General features: G+C 73.6%; 21 protein-coding genes. 7 read left to right on the top strand and 14 right to left on the bottom strand.

Features of this window, described 5'->3' with window-relative positions:
• Window positions 1-66: 66 nt before the first annotated feature.
• From FHX32_RS11280 to paaA, 9 genes are all read right to left on the bottom strand, one after another.
• Complete coding sequence (locus tag FHX32_RS11280; RefSeq protein WP_088997019.1) at window positions 67-294, bottom strand: hypothetical protein; 228 nt, start codon at window positions 292-294, stop codon at window positions 67-69.
• A gap of 142 nt (window positions 295-436) precedes the next feature.
• Window positions 437-1,147: a demethylmenaquinone methyltransferase gene (locus tag FHX32_RS11275; protein ID WP_167180831.1), complete on the bottom strand. Its 711-nt coding sequence runs from the start codon at window positions 1,145-1,147 to the stop codon at window positions 437-439.
• A 136-nt stretch (window positions 1,148-1,283) separates the two neighbouring features.
• Entirely contained in the window at window positions 1,284-2,480 is a 1,197-nt protein-coding gene (locus FHX32_RS11270) for a cell wall anchor protein (protein WP_167180829.1), read from the bottom strand.
• A 218-nt stretch (window positions 2,481-2,698) separates the two neighbouring features.
• Window positions 2,699-3,889: a cyclic dehypoxanthinyl futalosine synthase gene (gene mqnC / locus FHX32_RS11265; protein WP_167180827.1), complete on the bottom strand. Its 1,191-nt coding sequence runs from the start codon at window positions 3,887-3,889 to the stop codon at window positions 2,699-2,701.
• Window positions 3,890-4,062: 173 nt separating this feature from the next.
• Entirely contained in the window at window positions 4,063-5,172 is a 1,110-nt protein-coding gene (paaE, locus tag FHX32_RS11260; protein ID WP_167180825.1) for a 1,2-phenylacetyl-CoA epoxidase subunit PaaE, read from the bottom strand.
• A complete protein-coding gene (gene paaD / locus FHX32_RS11255) occupies window positions 5,169-5,645 on the bottom strand; it encodes a 1,2-phenylacetyl-CoA epoxidase subunit PaaD (protein ID WP_167180823.1) in 477 nt (158 codons plus the stop codon). The genes paaE and paaD overlap by 4 nt, the downstream gene beginning before the upstream one ends.
• Entirely contained in the window at window positions 5,639-6,364 is a 726-nt protein-coding gene (gene paaC, locus FHX32_RS11250) for a 1,2-phenylacetyl-CoA epoxidase subunit PaaC (RefSeq protein ID WP_167180821.1), read from the bottom strand. The genes paaD and paaC overlap by 7 nt, the downstream gene beginning before the upstream one ends.
• Entirely contained in the window at window positions 6,361-6,681 is a 321-nt protein-coding gene (gene paaB / locus FHX32_RS11245; RefSeq protein WP_167180819.1) for a 1,2-phenylacetyl-CoA epoxidase subunit PaaB, read from the bottom strand. The genes paaC and paaB overlap by 4 nt, the downstream gene beginning before the upstream one ends.
• A 76-nt stretch (window positions 6,682-6,757) precedes the next feature.
• Complete coding sequence (gene paaA, locus FHX32_RS11240) at window positions 6,758-7,825, bottom strand: 1,2-phenylacetyl-CoA epoxidase subunit PaaA (protein WP_167180817.1); 1,068 nt, start codon at window positions 7,823-7,825, stop codon at window positions 6,758-6,760.
• A 360-nt stretch (window positions 7,826-8,185) separates the two neighbouring features.
• Between paaA and FHX32_RS11235 the strand changes: the two genes are divergently transcribed.
• Both FHX32_RS11235 and FHX32_RS11230 read left to right on the top strand, forming a co-directional pair.
• Window positions 8,186-9,139, top strand: coding sequence for a hypothetical protein (locus FHX32_RS11235; RefSeq protein ID WP_167180815.1), 954 nt, complete (start codon window positions 8,186-8,188; stop codon window positions 9,137-9,139).
• A complete protein-coding gene (locus FHX32_RS11230) occupies window positions 9,139-10,071 on the top strand; it encodes a serine hydrolase family protein (RefSeq protein ID WP_167180813.1) in 933 nt (310 codons plus the stop codon). The genes FHX32_RS11235 and FHX32_RS11230 overlap by 1 nt, the downstream gene beginning before the upstream one ends.
• A gap of 44 nt (window positions 10,072-10,115) precedes the next feature.
• Here FHX32_RS11230 and FHX32_RS11225 read toward each other — a convergent pair whose 3' ends face one another.
• The 3 genes from FHX32_RS11225 to FHX32_RS11215 are packed head-to-tail and all read right to left on the bottom strand — an operon-like array spanning window position 10,116 to window position 12,924.
• Window positions 10,116-10,967 (bottom strand): menaquinone biosynthesis protein, encoded by an 852-nt coding sequence (locus FHX32_RS11225; RefSeq protein ID WP_167180811.1) that lies wholly within the window; start codon window positions 10,965-10,967, stop codon window positions 10,116-10,118.
• 33 nt (window positions 10,968-11,000) lie between these two features.
• The gene (locus tag FHX32_RS11220; RefSeq protein WP_167180809.1) at window positions 11,001-12,299 is read right to left on the bottom strand and encodes an MFS transporter; all 1,299 of its coding nucleotides are present in this window, start codon (window positions 12,297-12,299) and stop codon (window positions 11,001-11,003) included.
• Window positions 12,300-12,342: 43 nt separating this feature from the next.
• The gene (locus FHX32_RS11215) at window positions 12,343-12,924 is read right to left on the bottom strand and encodes a helix-turn-helix domain-containing protein (protein ID WP_167180807.1); all 582 of its coding nucleotides are present in this window, start codon (window positions 12,922-12,924) and stop codon (window positions 12,343-12,345) included.
• Window positions 12,925-13,200: 276 nt separating this feature from the next.
• On the opposite strand from FHX32_RS11215, the gene FHX32_RS11210 reads away from it, so the two are divergent.
• The 5 genes from FHX32_RS11210 to FHX32_RS11190 all read left to right on the top strand — a co-directional run bounded on the left by FHX32_RS11210 (window position 13,201) and on the right by FHX32_RS11190 (window position 18,898).
• A complete protein-coding gene (locus FHX32_RS11210) occupies window positions 13,201-15,288 on the top strand; it encodes a helicase domain-containing protein (RefSeq protein WP_167180806.1) in 2,088 nt (695 codons plus the stop codon).
• A gap of 195 nt (window positions 15,289-15,483) precedes the next feature.
• Window positions 15,484-16,434: an ABC transporter ATP-binding protein gene (locus FHX32_RS11205; RefSeq protein ID WP_167180805.1), complete on the top strand. Its 951-nt coding sequence runs from the start codon at window positions 15,484-15,486 to the stop codon at window positions 16,432-16,434.
• Between the two features lie 13 nt (window positions 16,435-16,447).
• Window positions 16,448-17,185 (top strand): ABC transporter permease, encoded by a 738-nt coding sequence (locus FHX32_RS11200; protein WP_167180804.1) that lies wholly within the window; start codon window positions 16,448-16,450, stop codon window positions 17,183-17,185.
• 95 nt (window positions 17,186-17,280) lie between these two features.
• Window positions 17,281-18,051: a VOC family protein gene (locus FHX32_RS11195; protein WP_167180803.1), complete on the top strand. Its 771-nt coding sequence runs from the start codon at window positions 17,281-17,283 to the stop codon at window positions 18,049-18,051.
• A 79-nt stretch (window positions 18,052-18,130) separates the two neighbouring features.
• Window positions 18,131-18,898, top strand: a complete 768-nt coding sequence (locus FHX32_RS11190; protein WP_167180802.1) for a VOC family protein — start codon at window positions 18,131-18,133, stop codon at window positions 18,896-18,898.
• Here the strand turns inward: FHX32_RS11190 and FHX32_RS11185 are convergent.
• Window positions 18,885-19,685, bottom strand: a complete 801-nt coding sequence (locus FHX32_RS11185) for an ABC transporter ATP-binding protein (protein WP_167180801.1) — start codon at window positions 19,683-19,685, stop codon at window positions 18,885-18,887. The genes FHX32_RS11190 and FHX32_RS11185 overlap by 14 nt on opposite strands.
• Window positions 19,682-20,785: an iron ABC transporter permease gene (locus FHX32_RS11180; protein WP_167180799.1), complete on the bottom strand. Its 1,104-nt coding sequence runs from the start codon at window positions 20,783-20,785 to the stop codon at window positions 19,682-19,684. The genes FHX32_RS11185 and FHX32_RS11180 overlap by 4 nt, the downstream gene beginning before the upstream one ends.
• Window positions 20,786-20,787: the final 2 nt, after the last annotated feature.

Raw genomic sequence — 20,787 nt, 5'->3', positions numbered from 1 at the left:
GAAACCCGGTTGACGGGCGCTCACCAGGGGCGGAGCGGCTGCCGATCCGGGCCGCGCGGTACGGCGTCAGCGCCGGGCGGGGCTGGCCGGGTCCAGGCCGGCGTCGTGCCGGATCGTCTCCGGCAGGTGCTCGCGCAGGGCGCCGCCGGCGGCGCGGTCGAGCGCGGCCAGCACCTCGGCCACCACCTGGCGGACGTCGGCGGGATCCGCGCCGGCCAACTCCTTGAGCTGCGCGATGAGTTCGGCCGCGTCCTCGTCGGTGGCCGCCACCTCGTCCGGCCGCTCGGGTCTCATGCCGCAGAGCGTACGGAACAAAATGGACTAAAGATGGATATTCACGAAATAGCCGGACGGTCCCATCGAACGGACGTGCCGCGCCCGTCGCCGCGGGACACCGTCCCGCCGGCTGGGCGTCGAAAAATCCGCGGTGCGGCCCCTAGTCGCGGACCGCCCGGTGCAGTGCCGCCAGGCCGCCGGTCAGGTTTCGCCAGGCAACCGAGCCCCAGCCCGCCACCTGGATCCGCTGCGCCAGCGCGGCCTGGTCCGGCCACGCCCGGATCGACTCGATCAGGTATACGTAGGCGTCGGGGTTGCTGGAGACCACCCGCGCCGCCGCCGGCAGCCACCGCATCAGGTACGACAGGTAGGCGGTGCGGAAGACGGAATTGGCGGGGTGGCTCAGTTCGCAGATCACCAGCCGACCGCCGGGCCGGGTGACCCGGGCGAACTCCCGCAGCGCGGCCTCGGTGTCGACGACGTTGCGCAGCGCGAACGAGATGGTGACCGCGTCGAAGACGCCGTCCGCGAAGGGCAGCCGGAGCGCGTCACCGGCCAGCAGCGGGACCGTCGGACGGGTGCGCTTGCCGGCGTACAGCATGCCCAGCGACAGGTCGGCGCCGACCGCGTACGCCCCGGACCTGGCCAGTTCCTCGGTGGAGACGCCGGTGCCCGCGCCCACGTCGAGCACCCGCTCGCCGGGGCGCAACCCGAGCGCCTCCCGGGTGGCCCGGCGCCAGGCCCGGTCCCGGCCGGCCGTCATCACCGTGTTGGTCAGGTCGTAACGAGCCGCCACGCCGTCGAACATCGCGGCGACCTCGTGCGGCTGCTTGTCCAGGCTGGCGCGCTGGCCCTGGGGGGTACGGCTCACCCCTCCACTCTGCCAGCCGGGCGGCCGCCGCCGGCCGCAGGGTCGCCCGTCCCCCGGTCGCCGTCCGGCCGGCCGGCCTCCCCGGAGACGCGAACGGGCGGGGTGGTCACCCACCCCGCCCGTCGCGTGTCACCCGTCAGTCGGTCGACTTCTCGTCGCCCGGGGCCACCAGGACCACCCGGCGCCGCCGGGAGATCAGCAGCAGCGCGCCACCGGCCAGCAGGACGGCCGCGCCGATCCCGCCGATCAGGCCGGCCTGCACACCGGTCACCGGCAGGCCACCGCCGCCGCCACCGGTGCCCGGCGTCGGGGAGGCCGTCGGCCCGTCGGTCGGCGTCGGCGTCGGCGTCGGCTGCACCGTCAGGTCGACGAACACGTCGAACTGGGCGATGTTGTCACCCTGGTCGGTCTCGGTGAAGGCCTTGCGCTGCGTCCCGCTGGCGATCCGCGGCGCCTCCTCCGGCGCTCCCTCGGCGGCGTCCAGACCGGACGCGAAGAGGAAGCCGGGGCGCAGCACCGGCTCGGTCACGTCCGCGCCGACCGTGACCCGCACGTCCGCGGTGTAGTACTGGCCCGGCTTCAGCACCACGCCGGAGTCCTCGCAGTACGCCTGGGCGAGGCCGCCCAGCGTCTGCTCGACGCAGCCCTCCGGCAGCTCGGCGAAGGTCACACCGGCCGGCAGCGTGACGCCGTACGCGATCCCGGTCGCCTTGCGGCTGCCGTCGTTGAAGACCGCCCAGTCCAGCGGCGCGGTGTCGCCCGGCCGGACCGGCTTGAGCCCGGTCTCGCCGGCCTCGTCGCCGTCCACCTGCACGTCGGCGTAGACGTCCTGCACCCAGGTGGTGAGGTCGTAGCCGGGCTTGGCGACGGTGATGTCGTGGTCGACGCTGTCGCCCTTGGCGTTGGCCGCGCTGATGGTGACCTTCAACGTGCCGGCGGCGCCGCGCCCACCGGTGGAGAAGATCGGGATGCCGAAGTCCTCGGTGGTGCCGGCCGTCAGGTCGCCCAGCAGGCAGCTGAACGTGGTGCCCTCGACCTCACAGCCCTCGGGAACCACCACGCCGACCTTGGGCTTCCTGGGGTTGAGGCCCGTGGTGTCCACCAGGACGCGGACGTCCTTGGCGTCCACCGTGCCGGTGTTGGCGACCTGGAACTTGAACGGCTTGGCCTTGGCCTCCTTGACGCCCTTGGCCAGCTCGTAGCTGAGCGGGATCAGCTGGAGCTCAGCGGTGTCGGCGGCGTGGGCCGGGGCAGCCGCGACGGTCACGCCGCCGACCGCGAGCAGGGCCGCGACGCCCGCGCGGGCCAGCGCGGAACGGTGGAACGGTGTCATCGATCCCCCGGGGTTAGGGAAGAAATCCTGATGGTTGCGGAACCGAGCGGACGCTATCGGAGATCGAGCGGCGTGCGCCAGCGTCTCCGTACGAGTCGCGGCCAGGGGTGTCCGGACGGACGAACGGTGGGGGCGGGATGGTCACCCGTCCCGCCCCCACCGCCGTACCTCATATGTGAACGGCCCTCGTGAACCGACGGAGGACGGCGGAACGCCCGTCAGCGGGCGTCGACCAGCGGCAACTGCCGGCCGGCCCCGCCGCCCGGCAGGGCGATCGAGGAGAAGTGCGAGACCACCCGCTCGTCGGTCGGGTCGTCGGCCGGGGTCCAGTGCACGGCGAGCCGGTTGTAGAGGGTGTCCCGCTGGGCCGGGATCCGGTCCGCCGCCCGGATCATGCCGATCAGCTCGTGCAGGTTGGACCGGTGCCGGGCGCCGGCGGAGGAGATGACGTTCTCCTCCAGCATGATCGAGCCCAGGTCGTCCACGCCCATGTGCAGGGCGAGCTGGCCGACGTCCTTGCCGGTGGTCAGCCAGGACGCCTGCAGGTGCGGCACGGTCTCGAAGAAGAGCCGGGACACCGCGACCAGCCGCAGGTACTCCAGGGTGGTGGCCTGGGTCCGGCCCTTGAGGTGGTTGTTCTCCGGCTGGTACGTCCACGGGATGAACGCCCGGAAGCCGCCGGTGCGGTCCTGCACGTCGCGGATCATGCGCAGGTGCTCGATCCGCTCGGCGTTCGTCTCGCCGGTGCCCATCATCATGGTCGCGGTCGACTCCAGGCCCTGCCGGTGGGCCAGCTCCATGACCTCCAGCCAGCGCTCGCCGGACTCCTTGAGCGGGGCGATCGCCTTGCGCGGCCGCTCGGGCAGCATCTCCGCGCCGGCGCCGGCGATCGAGTCCAGACCGGCCGCCTTGATCCGGGCGATCGCCTCGTCCAGGCTGACGCCGGAGACCTTGGCCATGTGCAGGATCTCGCTCGGGCCGATCGAGTGGATGGCGAGCTGCGGGTACGCCCGCTTGACCGAGGAGAAGAGCTCCTCGTAGTACTCCACGCCGTAGTCCGGGTGATGCCCGCCCTGGAGCATGACCTGGGTGGCGCCCAGCTCGACCGCCTCGCCGCAGCGACGCAGGATCTCCTCGGTGGGGTGGGTCCACCCCTCCTTGTGCTTCGGCGCCCGGTAGAACGCGCAGAACTTGCACGCGGTCACGCAGACGTTGGTGTAGTTGATGTTGCGGTCGATCAGGTACGTGACGATGTTGTCCGGGTAGCGCCGCCGACGTACCGCGTCGGCCGCCTCGCCCAGGGCGTGGAAGGGCGCCTCGGTGTAGAGCAGCAGGGCCTCCTCGGGCGTGATCCGCCCGCCGTCCGCGCCGCGCTGCAGGATGTCGTCGATCTCCCGGCTCACCGTCACGCCCCGAGCCTACGTCCCCCCACACACCCCTCGCCCACGGTGCCCCGCCCCCTGTCACCCACCCCACGCCCCCACTCGCCGCGATCTTGCACTTTCAGCCCTAGTTCTGCCCGGATAGCGGCAAATGTCAGGGCAACAACTGCAAGATCGCGGGAGAGGGAGGGAGGAGGGGGTTAGGTGTCGTAGTCGATGGTGAGGGTGTCGGTGGTGGGGGTGGACTGGCAGGTCAGGACGAAGCCGGCGGCCACCTCGTCCGGCTCCAGGGCGTAGTTGCGGGCCATCGTCACCTCGCCGTCGACGACCTTCGCCTTGCAGGTCGAGCAGACCCCGCCCTTGCAGGCGTACGGCAGCTCACCGCGCACCTTCAGCGCCGCGTCCAGCACCCGCTCGTGGCGGCCCATGGTGAAGCTCGACGAGCGGCCGTCCAGCAGGATGGTCACCTCGGTGCCGGTGCCCGGCCCGTCGTCGGCTCGGCGCGGTGGCTCCGGCGGCGCGTCGACGTGGAACAGCTCGGTGCGCACCGCCGCCTCCGGCAGCCCACGCCCGGTCAGCACCGCCTTCGCGTCCACCACCATGCCGTACGGGCCGCAGAGGAACCACTCCTCGATGGCCTCGCCCGGCACCACGGTGTCCAGCAGCCGGCCCAGCCGGTCGGCGTCGATCCGGCCGGAGAGCAGCGGCGACTCGCCCTGCTCCCGGGAGAGCACGTGCACCAGGTGCAGCCGGGTCGGGTAGCGGTCCTTCAGGTCGGCCAGCTCCTCGGCGAACATCACCGTGTTCGCCGTGCGGTTGCCGTACACCAGGGTGAAGGTGCTGGCCGGCTCGACGGCGAGCGCGGTCGCGACCAGCGCGAGCACCGGCGTGATCCCGGAGCCGGCGACGACCGCGCCGTAGTGGCGGACCCGGCCCGGGTCGAACGCCGTGGTGAAGTGCCCGAGCGGCGGGAGCACCTCGACCGTGTCGCCGCCGCGCAGCGCGCCGCAGGCGAACGCGGAGAAGGCGCCGCCGGGGATCTCCCGCACCCCGATCCGCAGCCGGCCGTGCCGGGCCAGGTCGTCCGGGGTGGAGCAGATCGAGTACGACCGGCGCACGTCCTCGCCGGTCGCTCCGGTGCGGCGTACGGTCAGGTGCTGGCCGGCCCGGAACGCGAAGGTCTCCCGGAGTTCCGCCGGCACGGCGAACGTGATCGCCACGGCGTCGTCGGTGAGCCGGTCGACGGCGGCGACCGGCAGCGGGTGGAAGACGGGCCGGCGGCGGACCGGGCGGGTAATGGTGACTGTCACAGCGCCTTCAGGTGGTCGAAGGGTTCGGAGCAGGAGCGGCAGCGCCAGAGCGCCTTGCAGGCGGTGGAGCCGAACCGGCTGACCTGTTCGGTCTCCGGGGATCCGCAGCGCGGGCAGCGCACCGCCAAAGTGAGCGGCACGACGCCGGCCGCGCGCACCGGGGCCGGCGGGGCGATGCCGGCGGCGGCGAGCTTGGCCCGCCCGCTCTCGGAGATCCAGTCGGTGCTCCACGCCGGACTGTAGGTCGTGCGGACCTCGGCGTCCGGGTGGCCGGCGGCGGCCAGCGCCCGGCGGATGTCGGCCCGGATGACGTCCATCGCCGGGCAGCCGGTGTAGGTGGGGGTGATGGTGACGACCACCCGGCCGGTGGCCGGGTCCTCGTCGACCGCCCGCAGGATGCCCAGCTCGTCGATCGTGACCACCCGGATCTCCGGGTCCACCACCGCCGCCACGGCCTCCCTGGGACTCACCACTTCGCCCCCGGATGGGCGCGGTGCAGCACCTGCATCTCGGCGAGCAAATACGACAGGTGCTCGGTGTGCACGCCGTCGCGCCCTCCGGCCGGCGCCCAGCCGCTCTCCGGCCGGGTCAGCGTGGCCTCGGCGAGCACGGCGGAGACGGCGGCGTCGAAGTCGGCCCGCAGGGTGGCCGGGTCGACCGGCGCGGCCGGGTCGGGGGCGAACAGCTCGTGCACGTACGGCCAGACCTGGTCCACCGCCTCCTGCATCCGGCGGTGCGACTCCGCGGTGCCGTCGCCGAGCCGTTTCACCCAGAGCGAGCTGTGGTCCAGGTGGTAGGCCGACTCCTTGCGGGCCTTGGCGCCGATCGCGGCCAGCCGCTCGTCGACGCAGCCGGCCAGCGCGGTGTAGAGCGGCAGCTGGTAGGCCGACAGGAAGAGCAGCTTCGCCATGGTCACCGCGAAGTCGCCGTTGGGCAGCTCGACCAGCAGGCAGTTGCGGAACTCACGGTCGTCGCGGAGGAACGCCAGCGCGTCCTCGTCCCGGCCGGCGCCCTCCAGCTCGCCCGCGTACGTGAGCAGCAGCCGGGCGGCGCCGAGCTGGTCGAGGGCGATGTTGGCCAGCGCGATGTCCTCTTCCATCTCCGGCGCGCGGGTGGTCCACTCGGCGAGCCGCTGCGCCGCGATCAGCGCGTCGTCGCCGAGGGCGAGGGTGAAGTCGAACGGGCCGTTCACAGGTGGGCCACCCCGTCCGGCACCTCGTAGAAGGTGGGGTGGCGGTAGACCTTGTCCGCGGCCGGGTCGAAGAAGGCGTCCTTCTCGTCCGGGCTGGACGCGGTGATCGCGGCGGCCGGGACCACCCAGATCGACACCCCCTCCTGGCGGCGGGTGTAGAGGTCCCGGGCGTTGCGCAGGGCCAGCTCGGCGTCGGGCGCGTGCAGGCTGCCGACGTGGGTGTGCGACAGCCCGCGCCGGGCCCGGACGAACACCTCCCACAGTGGCGCGGGGTGCTCGCCCGCCGGCTGACTGGTTCGCTCGCCGCGCTCGCTCATGCCGGCACTCCGCTTCGCTCCGTGCCGCCGTGAGGCACCACCGCACTGCGTTGATGATTCGCTCGCTGACGCTCGCTCACGCGGCCACCTTCTCCTTCTGCTGCTGTGCCCGCTTGGCGGCGTACGCCGAAGCGGCCTCCCGGACCCACGCGCCCTCGCTGTGCGCGGCCCGCCGGTGCGCCATCCGCTGCCGGTTGCACGGCCCGTCACCGGAGATCACCCGCATCAGCTCGGCGTAGTCCGGCTGGGTGAAGTCGTACGACCGCCGCTCGTCGTTCCAGCGCAGGTCCGGGTCGGGGATGGTGAGGCCGAGGACCTCGGCCTGCTGCACGCACATGTCGACGAAGCGCTGGCGCAGCTCGTCGTTGGAGAAGCGCTTGATCTTCCAGGCCATGGACTGCGCCGAATGGGTCGAGTCGGTGTCCGGCGGGCCGAACATGGCCAGCGACGGGTACCACCAGCGGTCGACCGCGTCCTGGGCCATCGCCTTCTGCGCCGGGGTGCCGTGGGCCAGGGTGTGCAGGATCTCGTAGCCCTGCCGCTGGTGAAACGACTCCTCCTTGCAGACCCGGATCATCGCCCGCGCGTACGGCCCGTAGGAGCAGCGGCACAGCGGCACCTGGTTGACGATCGCCGCGCCGTCCACCAGCCAGCCGATTGCGCCCACGTCGGCCCAGGTGAGGGTCGGGTAGTTGAAGATCGAGCTGTACTTCTGCCGGCCGTCGAGCAGCAGCCGCACCAGTTCCTCCCGGCTCACCCCGAGGGTCTCGGCGGCGGCGTAGAGGTAGAGGCCGTGGCCGGCCTCGTCCTGCACCTTGGCGAGCAGGATCGCCTTGCGCTTGAGTGACGGCGCCCGGCTGATCCAGTTCCCCTCCGGCTGCATGCCGATGATCTCGGAGTGGGCGTGCTGGGCGATCTGCCGGATCAGCGTCTTCCGGTATGCCTCGGGCATCCAGTCGCGTGGCTCGATCTTCTGGTCGGCGTCGACGACCGCGGCGAAGTACGCCGCCAGGTCCTCGTCCGGCGCGGGCCCGCCGCGCCGCCCGCGCTCGGCGGCCTCCCGCAGCGCCGCCTCGGCCGCCTCGACCTCGCCGAGCAGACCACCGCCGGGCGCGTCGTCGGGGGAGAAGTCGTTGCCATACATGAGGTCAAGTGTTACAGCTGGCGACTCAAGAAACCAGAGGGTGTAACAGGATTGTGGCGACACCTTTCGTCACCGGACGACCGCTCTCGGTGGATGCCACGGCTATGACTTGGCTCACGGGACAAAGATGAATCCCCCTAAGAACCGCATACCGGGCCGATCTCCCGCCTTCATGGCAAGTTGCCAGGTGTGGGGTTCTGGCGTGCCGCCGATCCGGACGTAGACTTTCGCCGTCACACCGATCGGCTGCCGACGATCGCCAGCCATCGAGGCCGTCTCCCCCGGCCTCGGCGATCCGCCGATCCGTCCGGGCAACACAGCCGGTTCCCCCCGGCCCTGACATCTGGAGCTCAGCCACTCATGCGTTCCCGCGTGACCATGGTGCTCGCCGTCGTGGCGGTCCTCCTCGGTGGCGTCCTGCTGGTTCCGGCCGCGTACGCCCGGCTCGCCGGCGGCGGCGAGACCGGCGGCGGAGGCGGCGGCAGCGTCGCGGCGCCCGCCCCGACACCACCGCCCCCGCCGACCCTCGCGGCGGCACCGGTCGCGGTGAACTTCACGGGCGAGTTCTTCTCCTGGGCCCTGATGGACCGGGAGAGCGGTGAGATCTCCGGCTCGAAGAACATGGCCTCGACCAGCTCCACCGAGTCGATGATCAAGTCCTGGTTCGCGGCCGACTACCTGAACCGGCTCGGCGACAAGGCCCTGCCGACCAGCTTCAAGAAGGACATCACCACCGCGATCCGGGACAGCAACGACGACGCCGCCAACCGGCTCTACCGGGCGATCGGCGGCGCCGCGAGCATCAAGCGGATGACCAGCACCTGCGAGCTGACCGACACCAAGCCGGGCAACGTGCCGGGCTATGTCGGCTGGTGGAGCTTCACCCGGATGTCGCCCCGCGACGCGGTACGCCTCGGCGACTGCATCGCCGACGGCACCGCCGCCGGGCCGAAATGGACCAAGTTCCTGCTGGACGAGATGGCCAAGGTCCGGGGCACCACGGCGGCCAAGGACCAGAAGGCCCGCCAGGGCGGCGGTCGCTGGGGGATCATCGACGGGCTGCCCGAGTCGATCACCAGCCAGGGTCCGGTCAGCATGAAGAACGGCTGGACCCCGCTGAACTACGACGGCAACTGGCACGTCAACTGCCTGGCCGTGACGGACCGGTGGAGCCTCGCGGTGATGCTGCGCTACCCGATCAGGAGCGGGCTGAAGTACGGCGCGCAGGTCTGCGCCAGCGTCGCCAGCCAGCTGGTGACCCCGCAGCCCGGCGCCGCCCTCAAGGTGCCGCAGCAGCCGGTCGGAAAGCTCTGATGGCCGGCCGCCGGAGCGAGCGCAAGGAGACCTCGCCGCTGAAGCTGATCGCCGTCGCGGCGATCCTGATCGGCCTGGTGCTGGTGTCCCTGCGCCTGCTCCCCGGCTCGCCGTTCGAGTCCAAGGCGGCCGCACGGTGGGGCGACCCCGGCGACCGCTCCACCGGTACGCCCACCGACCGCAGCTCGCGGCCGGCGCCCACGCCGAGCCCGACCGAGACGTTGGAGCCGCTGCCGTTCGAGGCGAAGGACCTCGACCTGGACATCGAGGGCTGGTACGCCTGGAGCGTGCTGGACCGGCGCACCGGCGACATCATCGGCTCGGACAACATGGACGAGACCAGCACCACCGCCTCGATGATCAAATCCTGGCTCGTCGCCGACTACCTGCGCCGGGCCGACGAGAAGGACCAGACCCCGAGCGACGCCAAGCTGGCCGACGCCACGAAGATCATCCGGGACAGCGACAACACCCGGGCCCAGCAGTTCTACAACGCGCTGGGCGGGTCCGCGTCGATCAAGCGGCTGATCTCGATGTGCGAGCTGACCGACAGCAGCGTCGCCAGCGACGGCGGCTGGAGCCGGACCAAGCTGTCCCCGCGGGACACCGCCCGGCTGGGCAACTGCATCGCCGACGGCCGGGCGGCCGGGCCGAAGTGGACCAAGTGGCTGCTCAACGAGATGCGGCTGGTACGCGGCGCCGGCGACTTCGGCATCCGCAAGGCCTTCCCGTCCGCCGAGCGGAAGACCATCGCCATCAAGAACGGGTGGATCGACCGGACCAGGGAGCAGGAGATGCACATCAACTGCCTGGCCATCGGCGACACCTGGACGATGGGCGTGATGGTCCGGTACCCGATCAACATGGGCTACGACTACGGCATGAAGAACTGCCAGAAGATCACCGCAGCCCTCCTTCGCGACGCCACCTGACCTGCGGCGGCCGCCCGACCCGTCCGGCGGAGTCGGCTCTGGCGTCAGCCGGTGAAGAAGGCGGGACCGCCGGCCGGGAGGGCCGGGGTGGCGCCGAGGGCCGCGGCCCGGCGGGCGAACTCACGCAGGCCGGCCACCTGACGCTCGCCGAGTGAGAAGTCCAGCGCCCGGAAGTACGAGGCCAGCGTGGCCGCGTCGAACGGCTCCCAGCGGGCACCCGCCTCGGCCACCTGGTCCAGTTCGGCGAGGCAGAGGTCGCGCGAGCGCAGGAACGCCTCGTGCACCTCCTTGACCAGCCCCGGGTGCGCGGCGGCGAAGTCGCGGCGGACCGCCCAGACCGCGAAGACCATCGGCAGCCCGGTCCACTCCCGCCACGCCTGCCCGAGGTCGGTGACCTCCAACCCCTGCTTGGGCGCCTCGTAGAGCGCGCGCAGCGCCACGTCGCCGATCAGCACGGCGGCGTCGGCCTCCAGCAGCATCTGGGTCAGGTCGGGCGGGCAGCGGAAGTACTCCGGCCGGACGCCGTACCGCTCGGCGAGCAGCAGCTGGGCCAGGAGGACCCCGGTCCGCGAGGTCGAGCCGAGCGCGACCCGGGCCCCGTCCAGCTCGGCCAGCGGCCGGGTGGAGACGACGTTCACCGAGAGCACCGGTCCGTCGCTGCCGACCGCCAGGTCCGGCAGGAGCAGCAGCTCGTCGGCGTGCCGCAGGTACTCCACCTGCGAGATCGGACCGATGTCCAGGTCGCCGGCGACCAGTGCCGCGCTCAGCCGGTCCGGCGAGTCCTTGTGCAGGTCGACGTCGATCAGCGCGCCGGAGCGCATCAGACCCCAGTAGATCGGCAGGCAGTTCAGGAACTGGATGTGCCCGACCCGGGGGCGCGCGACGTGCTCGACCATGGCCCGACCGTATCCCGGCTGGCGGGACGGGGCTCAGCGGGCCGGTCCCGGAGTGGCCAATTCCGCACCCGCCGGGCCACCGCCGGACGGCGGGCCGGCGGCCGCCGGGTCGAGGACGGCCGGAGTTGCCGCGCGGACCGCTCGGCGCAGGGGCAGCGCGACGGCGGCGACCACCAGCAGCCCGGCCACCCCGCAGGCGGCGACCAGCGGCCGCGGCGCGGCCACCTCCAGCAGCAGGCCGCCGACCAGGTAGCCACCCATCGCCGCGCCCTGAGCGGACGCGCCGAAGAAGGCGAAGGCATGCCCCCGCGCGGCCTCCGGCACCCGGCGGGCCATCAGCACGGTGTTGAAGACGTTGTTGCCGCCGTTGAAGACGCCGCCGACCAGCCAGATCGGCACCAGCAGCAGGGCGGTCGGCACCGCCGCCGAGGCCAGCACCATCAGGCAGCAGCCGCCGAGCAGCACCACCCCCGCGCGGACCAGCGTGGCGTCCCGGTCGAGCCGCCGGACCACCCGCGCGAACAGCCAGCCGCCGGCCAGGATGCCGAGCGTCCAGGAGCCGGTCACCAGGCCGTACATGGTGGTGGAGCTGCCCAGCGTCTCGCGGATGAAGAAGACCTCCACCACGTTGATAGCGCCGACCGCGCCGATCACTCCCGCGACGGTGGTCACCATCGCGACCAGCAGCGGGTCGTGGCGCAGCCGCCAGCCGGTCGCGGTCCCCGCGCCGCCGGGCAGCGCCGGGTCCACGCGCCGTCGGCCGCCCCGGCGGGTACGGATCAACAGCCCGGCCACCACCAGCGCCAGGTAGCTGCCGGCGGCCAGGAGCAGCGGCGGGCGGGCGCCGAACTGGCCCACCAGCAGCCCGGCCAGGGCGGGACCGGCGAGCGCGCCGAGCGTGCCGGCCGACTGGTTGAGCGCGCTGGCCCGGGGCAGGTCCGCGGCCCGGACCATCACCGGCACCAGCGCGGAGATCACCGGCTGGGTGGCGGCGAGGCCCGCCGCCAGCAGCGCCACCAGGACGACCACCAGCACCGGGTGCCCGGCGTACGCGAGCGCGAGACAGATGCCGGCCTGGGCCAGCCCGGCGGCCACCAGGATCGTGCGGCTGTCCACCCGGTCGGCGAGCCGCCCGGTCAGGGGCGCGAGCACCACCAGCGGCAGGGTCGCCGCGAGGAGCACCCCGGAGACGGCGAGCCCGCCGGCCCCGGCGGACTGCAGGGCCAGGGTCAGCGCGCTGGCGACCAGGAAGTCGCCGCAGCTGGCGATGCCCCGCGCGGCGGTGGCGAGCCAGACGTCGGACCAGCGCGAGCGGGCAGATGTGAAGGCCATACTTCGAAAATAATCCTTCACACCTGATCGACTCAACCCTCGGTCAGTCCAGCGGCACCGCCTTGTAGTGGATGGCGACGGTGCGTGCCCCCGCCGGCGGGTTCACCCGGGACCGCTTCCGGTACGGCTCCAGCAGGCGGTCCACCGCGTCGTTGAGCTCGGTCAACTCCGCCGCGGTGAGCAGCAGTTGGCTGTCGGCGAGGCGGCTGGCCGCGTACCACTCGGGCGGCTCCTCGGCCGCGCGCCGCAACCAGTCCCGGCTGCGCTCCAGGTCGCGGGCCAGCCACGCCTCGACCAGCGCGCGCTCGGCGGCCTGCGCCTCCGGCTCGGTGGCCCGCCCGGCGTCGACCGTCCAGCTCGGGCTGACCGTCCGCCAGACCCGCTCCCGCGCGTCGCCCCGGCTGGGCGCCTGCTCCACCAGCCCGGCCTTGGCCAGTTCCCGCAGGTGGTAGCTGGTGGCGCTCGGGGAGAGACCGGCGATCTCCGCGCACTCGGTGGCGGTCGCCCCACCCTCCAACCCACTGAGGTACTCGGTGATCGCGAGTCGGGCCGGATGGGCCAGCGCCCGCATCACCCGCGGGTCGCTGATCGTCACCCGACTACGCTCGGCACGCGGCTCGGTCATCCCCTCATGATCCCCGCCCACGGTACGTGCTGCACAACCGGCGGACAGCATCGGGCACGCCATCGCCTCCCGACGCCGCAGCCGTCCGATCTGCCCGGGCACAGCGGCGGCGCGGCGGAAATTCGGTGGAGGGGTGGTTGGGGGGCGCGTAGGCTGTCAGGTCGCTTCGACGGCCAGGGTGCGGTGGGCACCGGAACGGACGTCCCGCGCCGGAGGCCGGCCATCCGCCTGCCGGACACGCGAGCGATCAGCAGATGACCTCGAGGGGAAATCAGCGTGACCGCACTCGACCTCGACCTCGACACCGACCTCGCCGCGGAGCGCGAGCACCTCGCCGCCTCCCGTGCCGCCCTGAAACGGATGCGGGAACGCGCCGAGGCCCTCTTCGCCACCGGTGACCAGGTGGCCGGCGACGCGTACGCGGCCGAGACGCTGGGCCGTACGCTGGCCCGCCGGGTCGCCGAACTCGCCGACGACCCGACCACACCGCTCTTCTTCGGCCGCCTCGACTTCGCCGAGGCCGCCAGCCCGGCCGGCGACTCCGCCCCGGCTGCCGGCGAGGCACCCGGTGGTGAGGGGGATCTGGACCACGCCGGACGCCGGTACCACGTGGGTCGGCGGCACGTGACCGACGAGCGGGGCGAGCCGCTGGTGCTGGACTGGCGGGCCCCGGTCTCCCGGGCCTTCTACCGGGCCAGCGCCCGGGATCCGCAGGGCCTGGCGGTCCGGCGCCGGTTCGGCTTCAACAACGGCGTGCTGACCAGCTTCGAGGACGAGCACCTCGACCGGGGCGAGGAACTCGGCACGGCCAGCCGGATCCTGACCGCCGAGATCGAGCGGCCCCGGGTCGGGCCGATGCGCGACATCGTGGCCACCATCCAGCCCGAGCAGGACGAACTGGTCCGGGCCGAACTGGCCGCCTCGATCTGCGTACAGGGGGCGCCGGGCACCGGGAAGACCGCGGTCGGCCTGCACCGGGCCGCGTACCTGCTCTACCTGCACCGGGAACGGCTGCGCCGGGCCGGCGTGCTGATCGTCGGGCCGAACCGGGCCTTCCTGGCGTACATCGCGGCGGTGCTGCCGGCGCTCGGCGAGGTTGAGGTCGCCCAGGCCACCGTGGAGGACCTTCTCGACCGGGTGCCGGTGCGGACGGTCGACGACCCGGCGGCCGCTGTCGTCAAGCACGACGTCCGGATGGCCGAACTGCTCCGCCGGGCGGTGCACGGGCAGATCGGCGAGCCGACCGAGCCGATCACCGTCTCCGACGGCTCGTACCGCTGGCGGATCGGCCTGGACCCGCTGCACCGGGTGGTCCAGGAGACCCGCCGGGAGAACCTGCCGTACGCGGTCGGCCGGGAACGGGTCCGGGCCCGGGTCGTCAGCCTGCTGCAACGGCAGGCCGAGGCGCGGCGGGCCGAGTCGCCGAGCGACGCCTGGCTGCGCCGGATGGGCCGCTGCCGGCCGGTGCTCGACTTCCTCGACGCGGTCTGGCCGGCGCTCACCCCGGAAGGGCTGGTGCACGCCCTGTTCGCCGACCCGGCGCGGCTGGCCACGGTGGCGGACGGCCTGCTCACCCCGGCCGAGCAGGCGCTGCTGACCTGGGCGAAGCCGGCGCGCACCGCCAAGGCCGCGAAGTGGACCGCCGCCGACGCGGTGCTGATCGACGAGGCGGCCGGGCTGATCGAGCGCCCGGCCGGCTTCGGGCACGTGGTGGTCGACGAGGCGCAGGACCTCTCCCCGATGCAGTGCCGGGTGATCGCCCGGCGCAGCGAGCACGGGTCGATCACCCTGCTCGGGGACCTCGCCCAGGGCACCGCCCCGTGGGCCGCCACCGACTGGCGCGAATCCCTGGCCCACCTGGGCAAGCCGGAGGCGACGGTGGTCCCGCTGACGGTCGGCTTCCGGGTGCCCGCCGCCGTGGTCGCGTTCGCCAACCGGCTGCTGCCGGCGCTCGCCGTCGACGTGCCCCCGGCGGAGTCGCTGCGCCGCGACGGCGAGCTGGCCGTGCGTACCGTCGAGGATCTGACCGCCGCGACGGTGGTCGAGGTGCGGGCGGCGCTGGCGCACGAGGGTTCGATCGCGGTGATCGCCGCGGACGACGCGGTCGACGAGCTACGCGCGGCGCTGGCCGCCGCCGGGGTCCACGCCGCCACGGCCGACGACCCGGCCGCCGGCGCGCGGGTCACCGTGGTGCCGGCGACGCTGGTGAAGGGCCTGGAGTACGACCACGTCATCGTCGTCGAACCGGCCGCGATAGTGGCCGCCGAGCCGCGCGGCCTGCACCGGCTCTACGTGGTGCTCACCCGGGCGGTGTCCCGGTTGTCGGTGCTGCACGCCGCGCCGCTCCCCGCCGAGCTGGCGTGAGCCCGGCGGCCGGGGCGGGTCAGGCCAGCAACTGCGGCGGACATGACCCGGTTGCTCGGCGAACTCGACAGATCGGTCCGGTAGAGCGCCGGGGCGGGACGGCCGGAGCGGAGCCGCCTCCGGTGGTCGGCGGTTGCGGGGAGGGAGTACACCTGAGCCGTACCCGACCGTCCACGGTGCCGACAGGGAGCCGCCATGATCCTCGCCCGGGCCGTCCAGGCCAGCCGCCGCTACGGCGACGTCCTCGCCCTGGACCGGGTCGACCTCGACGTGCCCGCCGGTGAGCTGGTCGGTCTGCTCGGGCCGAACGGCGCCGGCAAGAGCACCCTGCTGAACCTGCTGGTCGGGCTGCGCCGGCCGACCTCCGGGCGGGTGGAGCTCTTCGGCGGTGACCCCCGGGACCCGGCGAGCCGGCGGCAGATCGGGGTCACCCCGCAGGAGACCGGCCTGCCCGGCACGCTGCGCGTCGGCGAGGTGGTCGACTTCGTCGCCGCCCACTATCCCGACCCGGTCCCGCGCGGTGAACTGCTCGACCGGTTCGGCCTCACCGACCTGGTGAAGCGGCAGACCGGCGGCCTCTCCGGCGGGCAGCGGCGGCGGCTCGCGGTCGCGCTCGCCTTCGTCGGCCGGCCCCGGCTGGTGCTGCTGGACGAACCGACCACCGGCCTGGACGTGGCCGCCCGGCACACCCTCTGGGACGCGATCCGGGCGTTCCACGACGATGGCGGCACTGTCCTGCTGACCAGCCACTACCTGGAGGAGGTCGAGGCGCTGGCGCACCGGGTGGTGGTGATCGGGCAGGGCCGGGTGCTCGCCGACGACACGGTCGCCGCGATCCGCGGCATCGTCGGCGTACGCCGGGTCAGCCTGGTCGCCGCCGCGCTGCCCGCGCTGCCCGGCGTGGTCCGCACCGAACAGGTCGACGGGCGCACCCACCTGCTCACCACCGACGCCGACCAGTTGGTACGGGACCTGGTCACCGCCGGGGTGCCCTTCGCCGACCTGGAGGTCCGGCCCACCTCGCTGGAGGAGGCGTTCCTCGCCATCACCGCCACCGAGGGCGAGCGGCCGGCCGACGGCGACCAGGCCGGCACCGAGGACCGGCCCGCCGACGCCCCCGCCGCCCGACCGACCACCACCGTCTGAGGAGGCGACCGGAGTGCAGCTCGCCCTGATCCACGCCCGCTACCAGCTGCTGGAGACCATGCGGATCCCGGTGGCGGTGTTCGGCAGCGCGTTCTTCCCGGCCGCCGCGATGCTCTTCTTCGTGGTGCCGTTCGCCGGGAAGGACCCGGACGCGGCCACCTTCGCGACCGCCTCGATGGTCACCTTCTCGGTGATGAGCGCCAACATCTTCCAGTACGGGGTCGGCGTCGCCGAGGACCGCGACCAGCCGTGGAACCCGTACACCCGGACCCTGCCGGCGGGGCCGGCCCCGCGTTTCGCCGGCCGGGTGCTGGCCGGCCTGGTGCTCACCTACCTGTCGCTGGTGCCGGTGGTGGTGATCGGCGCGACGCTCACCGAGGCCCGGATCACCGCGCCGGCGTTCCTGCTCGCCCTGGTCACCGTCGCGCTGGCGTCGGTGCCGTTCACGCTGATGGGGCTCGCCATCGGCTACTCGCTGCCCAGCAAGGCGGCGATCGTGGTGGCGCAGGTGGTCTTCTTCCCGCTCGCCTTCGGCGGCGGCCTGCTCACCGCCCCGGACCAGGCGCCCGCCTTCATCGAGGCGATCGCGCCGTACCTGCCGACCCGGGGCGCGGTGGAGCTGATGTGGGCAGCGGTCGGCGACTACCCGCTGAACCCGCTGTCGATGGCCATGCTCGGGGTCTGGGTGGTGGCGCTGGCGGCGCTGGCCGGGTGGGCGTACCGGCGGGACGAGGGTCGACGGTTCAGCTGACGATTCGCCCGATCCGCCCCGTACTGTGTGCGAACGGTGCCACGATGCCGGCAGGGCGTGCCGGCGTTGGCCGCCCGCAGCCGAGGGGGGTCGACGTGAGCACCGTGCCGCCGGGTACGCCCTGCTGGGCCGACCTGGCCACCCCGGATCTCGCCGACGCGCGGCGCTTCTACCCGCAGCTGTTCGGCTGGACCGGGCGGATCGCGCCGGAACCCGAGGCGTCCGGCTACACCGTCTTCCAGCTCGACGGGCGGGCGGTGGCCGGGGCCGGGCCCCCGGCCATCCCGGAGCAGGTGCCGATCTGGTCGACGTACGTCGCGACCGACGACGCCGACCTGGTGGCCGGGCGGGTCGAACGGGCCGGTGGGCAGGTGGTGGTGCCGCCGTTCGCGGTCTTCGACCGGGGGCGGATGGCGGTCTTCACCGACCCGTCCGGTGCCGCGTTCAGCGTGTGGCAGCCGATGGCGATGCCGGGCGCCGAGGTGCTCGGCGTACCCGGCGCGATGAGCTGGAACGAGCTGGTCACCCCCGACCCGGACGGCGCCAAGGTCTTCTACGAGCTGGTCTTCGGCTGGCGCCCGGAGGACCAGCCGAAGGGATCGGTCACCTACACCGGCTGGCGGCTCGGCGCGCAGATCGTGGCGGGGATGATGCCGCCGCTCGGCGACGGGTTCCCGGCCGACTCACCCGCCTACTGGTCGGTGTACTTCGCGGTGGCCGACGCGGACGCGGCGGCCGCCCGAGCCGCCGAGCTGGGCGGCACCATCCTGGTCCCGCCCCAGGACATCCCGGCCGGCCGCTACGCCGCCCTCCGCGACCCGCAGGGCGCGCTGTTCAACGTCATCGCCCTCGCCGGCCCCGGCTGACGGCCATGGCGCTCGCCGACCCGCCGCGCAGAACCGCCCACGAGCACCGCCCACGAGCAGAGGAAGCCGACCCGAAGCCATGACGGACATTCCACCCGGGGCACCCGCCTGGGTCGACCTGGTCACCACCGACCTCGCCGGCGCGGCGCGCTTCTACGCACCCCTGTTCGGCTGGGCCGTCGCCGGGGCGGACCGGCAACCGCCGGCCGACGGTCACCTCGTCTTCCACCAGCAGGGCAGACCGGTGGCCGGCGCCGGGCTGGGGGCGGGACCGCAACGGCCGCCGGCCTGGACGCCGTACCTGGCGACCGACGACGTCGACGAGGTCGCCCAGCGGGTGACCGTCGCCGGTGGTCGGGTCCTGACCGGGCCGTCCGACGTCACCGGCTCCCGGCGGACGGCGCTCTGCGCCGACCCGGCCGGGGCGTCGTTCGGGGTGTGGCAGTCGCTCGGCCAGCCGGGGGCCGAGGTGTTCGACGTGCCCGGCTCGCTGACCTGGGCCGAGCTGACCACGCGGGAGTGGGACCGGGCGAAGGAGTTCTACCGGGCGGTGTTCGGCTGGACGGCGGACGACCAGCCGATGGGCGAGACCACCTACACCACCTGGCAGCTGGACGGCAGCCCGGTCGCCGGGATGATGCCGATGATCGGCGAGGCCTGGGGCGATCTTCCGACGCACTGGATGGTCTACTTCGCGGTCACCGACACCGACACCGTCGCCGCCGAGGCGCTCCGGCTGGGCGGGGCGCTCGCCGTCCAGCCGACCGACCTGCCGCGCGGGCGGTTCGCCGTGCTCACCGACCCGCAGGGGGCGTTCTTCTCGATCCTGGGGACTACTCCGCCCTGACCGTCCGCGGCTCCGGCCGCACCGGCACCACCAGCGGCCCGTGCTCGCCGTCCACCACCCGCACGCTCGCCCGGTAGTGCTCGGCGAGCAGCCGCTCGGTGAGCACCTCGCGGGGCGCGCCGCTGGCCACCACCCGGCCGTCGGCGAGCAGCACCAGCCGGTCGGCGTACTCGCCGGCGACGGAGAGGTCGTGCATCGTGGCCAGCACGGTCAGCCCGTGCGCCCGGCGCAACTGGTCGACCAGTTCCAGCACCTCCTGCTGGTGACCGATGTCCAGCGCGCTGGTCGGCTCGTCGAGCAGCAGCAGGGTGGCACCCTGGGCCAGCGCCCGGGCCAGGAAGACGCGCTGCCGCTCACCGCCGGAGAGGGTGGCCAGCTCGCGGTCGTGGAAGCCGGCGAGGTCCAGCCGGTCCAGCACGCCGTACGCGGCGGCCAGGTCGGCGGCGGACTCCCGGCCCAGCGGCGGGATGTAGGGGGTGCGGCCGAGCAGCACGTAGTCCAGCACCGCCATGCCGGGCGGCACGACCGGGGACTGCGCCACGGTGGCCACCACCCGGGCCCGCTCCCGGCGGCGCAGCGACTCGCTCGGCGTACCGAAGAGGGAGATGGCGCCCGGCGCGGGCAGCAGGCCGCCGACGGCGCGCAGCAGGGTCGACTTCCCGGCGCCGTTCGGACCGATCACGGTGACCCACTCGCCGGCGGCGACGGTCAGGTCGACGCCGGCCAGGATCGGCGCGCCGTCCAGGCGGACGCGCAGGTCGCGCACCTCGACCGCGGGCGTGCTCATCCGATCACCCGCCGGGTGGTGCGCAGCACGAGCACGAAGAACGGGCCGCCGAGCAGCGCGGTGACCACGCCGATCGGTACCTCGGCGGGGGCCGCCGCGGTGCGGGCCACCACGTCGGTCAGTGCCAGGAAGGCGCCGCCGAAGAGCAGCGAGAGCGGCAGGATCACCCGGTAGCTCGACCCGGCGAGCAGCCGTACGGTGTGCGGCACGATGATCCCGACGAAGCCGATCAGGCCGGAGGCGGAGACCGCGGCGGCGGTGCCCAGCGAGGCGGCGGCGATCAGCAGGTAGCGGGAACGCTGCGGGTGCAGGCCCAGGCTGGTCGCCTCGTCGTCGCCGACGGAGAGCACGTCCAGCTCGCGCCGGTGCAGCAGCACCACCACGGCGGTGAGCAGGAAGTACGGCAGCACCAGCCGGACGTCGTGCCAGCCGGCGGTGGCCAGCCGGCCGAGCAGCCAGGAGTAGACCTGCTGGATGCTGTCGGAGTTGCGTTGCAGCAGGTACGTCTGCCCGGCGGAGAGGAACGCGGAGACGGCCACGCCGGCCAGGATCAGGGTGGCCGGCGAGCGCCCGCGGCCCCCGGCCGCGCCGAGCAGGTAGGTCATCGCGACCGCGCCGATCGAGCCGACGAACGCGGCGAGCGGGATGGTCGCGGGCAGCCCGGTCAGCGCGCCGCCCGCGCCCACCCCGAGGGTGATCGCGGCGGTGACCGCCAGGCCGGCCCCGGCCGCCACCCCGAGCAGGTACGGGTCGGCCAGCGGATTGCGGAAGACCCCCTGGTAGGCGGCGCCGGCCAGGGCGAGCAGCCCGCCGACCAGCAGGCCGAGCACCACCCGGGGCAGCCGCAGCTCGGTGACGATGGCGATCTCACGCTCGGTCAGCCCGCTGTCGATGCGTACCCCGGGAACGAGGTTGAGCAGCTCGGCGGCGACGCTGCCCGGGGGCAGGCTGACCGGGCCGAGCGACACCCCGGCGACCAGGGCGACCAGCACCGCGACCAGTCCGGCGACGAGCCAGCGCGGCCGCAGCCCGGCGGGCCGGGACGCGCGGGGCGTCCCGGCCCGCCGGGTGACCGGCGGCAGCACGGCGGACCTGGTCATCG

It is taken from the genome of Micromonospora sp. CNZ280, from assembly GCF_011759515.1.
This window is presented reverse-complemented; position numbering and strand designations above follow the sequence as displayed.

Bases quoted from the DNA above. Each gene is read 5' to 3' on its own strand.
- FHX32_RS11270 (WP_167180829.1), bottom strand. From the start codon at position 2,480: ATGACACCGTTCCACCGTTCCGCGCTGGCCCGCGCGGGCGTCGCGGCC.
- FHX32_RS11190 (WP_167180802.1), top strand. From the start codon at position 18,131: ATGACGGACATTCCACCCGGGGCACCCGCCTGGGTCGACCTGGTCACC.
- FHX32_RS11235 (WP_167180815.1), top strand. From the start codon at position 8,186: ATGCGTTCCCGCGTGACCATGGTGCTCGCCGTCGTGGCGGTCCTCCTC.
- paaA (WP_167180817.1), bottom strand. From the start codon at position 7,825: ATGTATGGCAACGACTTCTCCCCCGACGACGCGCCCGGCGGTGGTCTG.
- FHX32_RS11180 (WP_167180799.1), bottom strand. From the start codon at position 20,785: ATGACCAGGTCCGCCGTGCTGCCGCCGGTCACCCGGCGGGCCGGGACG.
- FHX32_RS11215 (WP_167180807.1), bottom strand. From the start codon at position 12,924: ATGACCGAGCCGCGTGCCGAGCGTAGTCGGGTGACGATCAGCGACCCG.
- FHX32_RS11185 (WP_167180801.1), bottom strand. From the start codon at position 19,685: ATGAGCACGCCCGCGGTCGAGGTGCGCGACCTGCGCGTCCGCCTGGAC.
- paaB (WP_167180819.1), bottom strand. From the start codon at position 6,681: ATGAGCGAGCGCGGCGAGCGAACCAGTCAGCCGGCGGGCGAGCACCCC.
- FHX32_RS11205 (WP_167180805.1), top strand. From the start codon at position 15,484: ATGATCCTCGCCCGGGCCGTCCAGGCCAGCCGCCGCTACGGCGACGTC.
- FHX32_RS11280 (WP_088997019.1), bottom strand. From the start codon at position 294: ATGAGACCCGAGCGGCCGGACGAGGTGGCGGCCACCGACGAGGACGCG.
- FHX32_RS11230 (WP_167180813.1), top strand. From the start codon at position 9,139: ATGGCCGGCCGCCGGAGCGAGCGCAAGGAGACCTCGCCGCTGAAGCTG.
- FHX32_RS11225 (WP_167180811.1), bottom strand. From the start codon at position 10,967: ATGGTCGAGCACGTCGCGCGCCCCCGGGTCGGGCACATCCAGTTCCTG.
- FHX32_RS11220 (WP_167180809.1), bottom strand. From the start codon at position 12,299: ATGGCCTTCACATCTGCCCGCTCGCGCTGGTCCGACGTCTGGCTCGCC.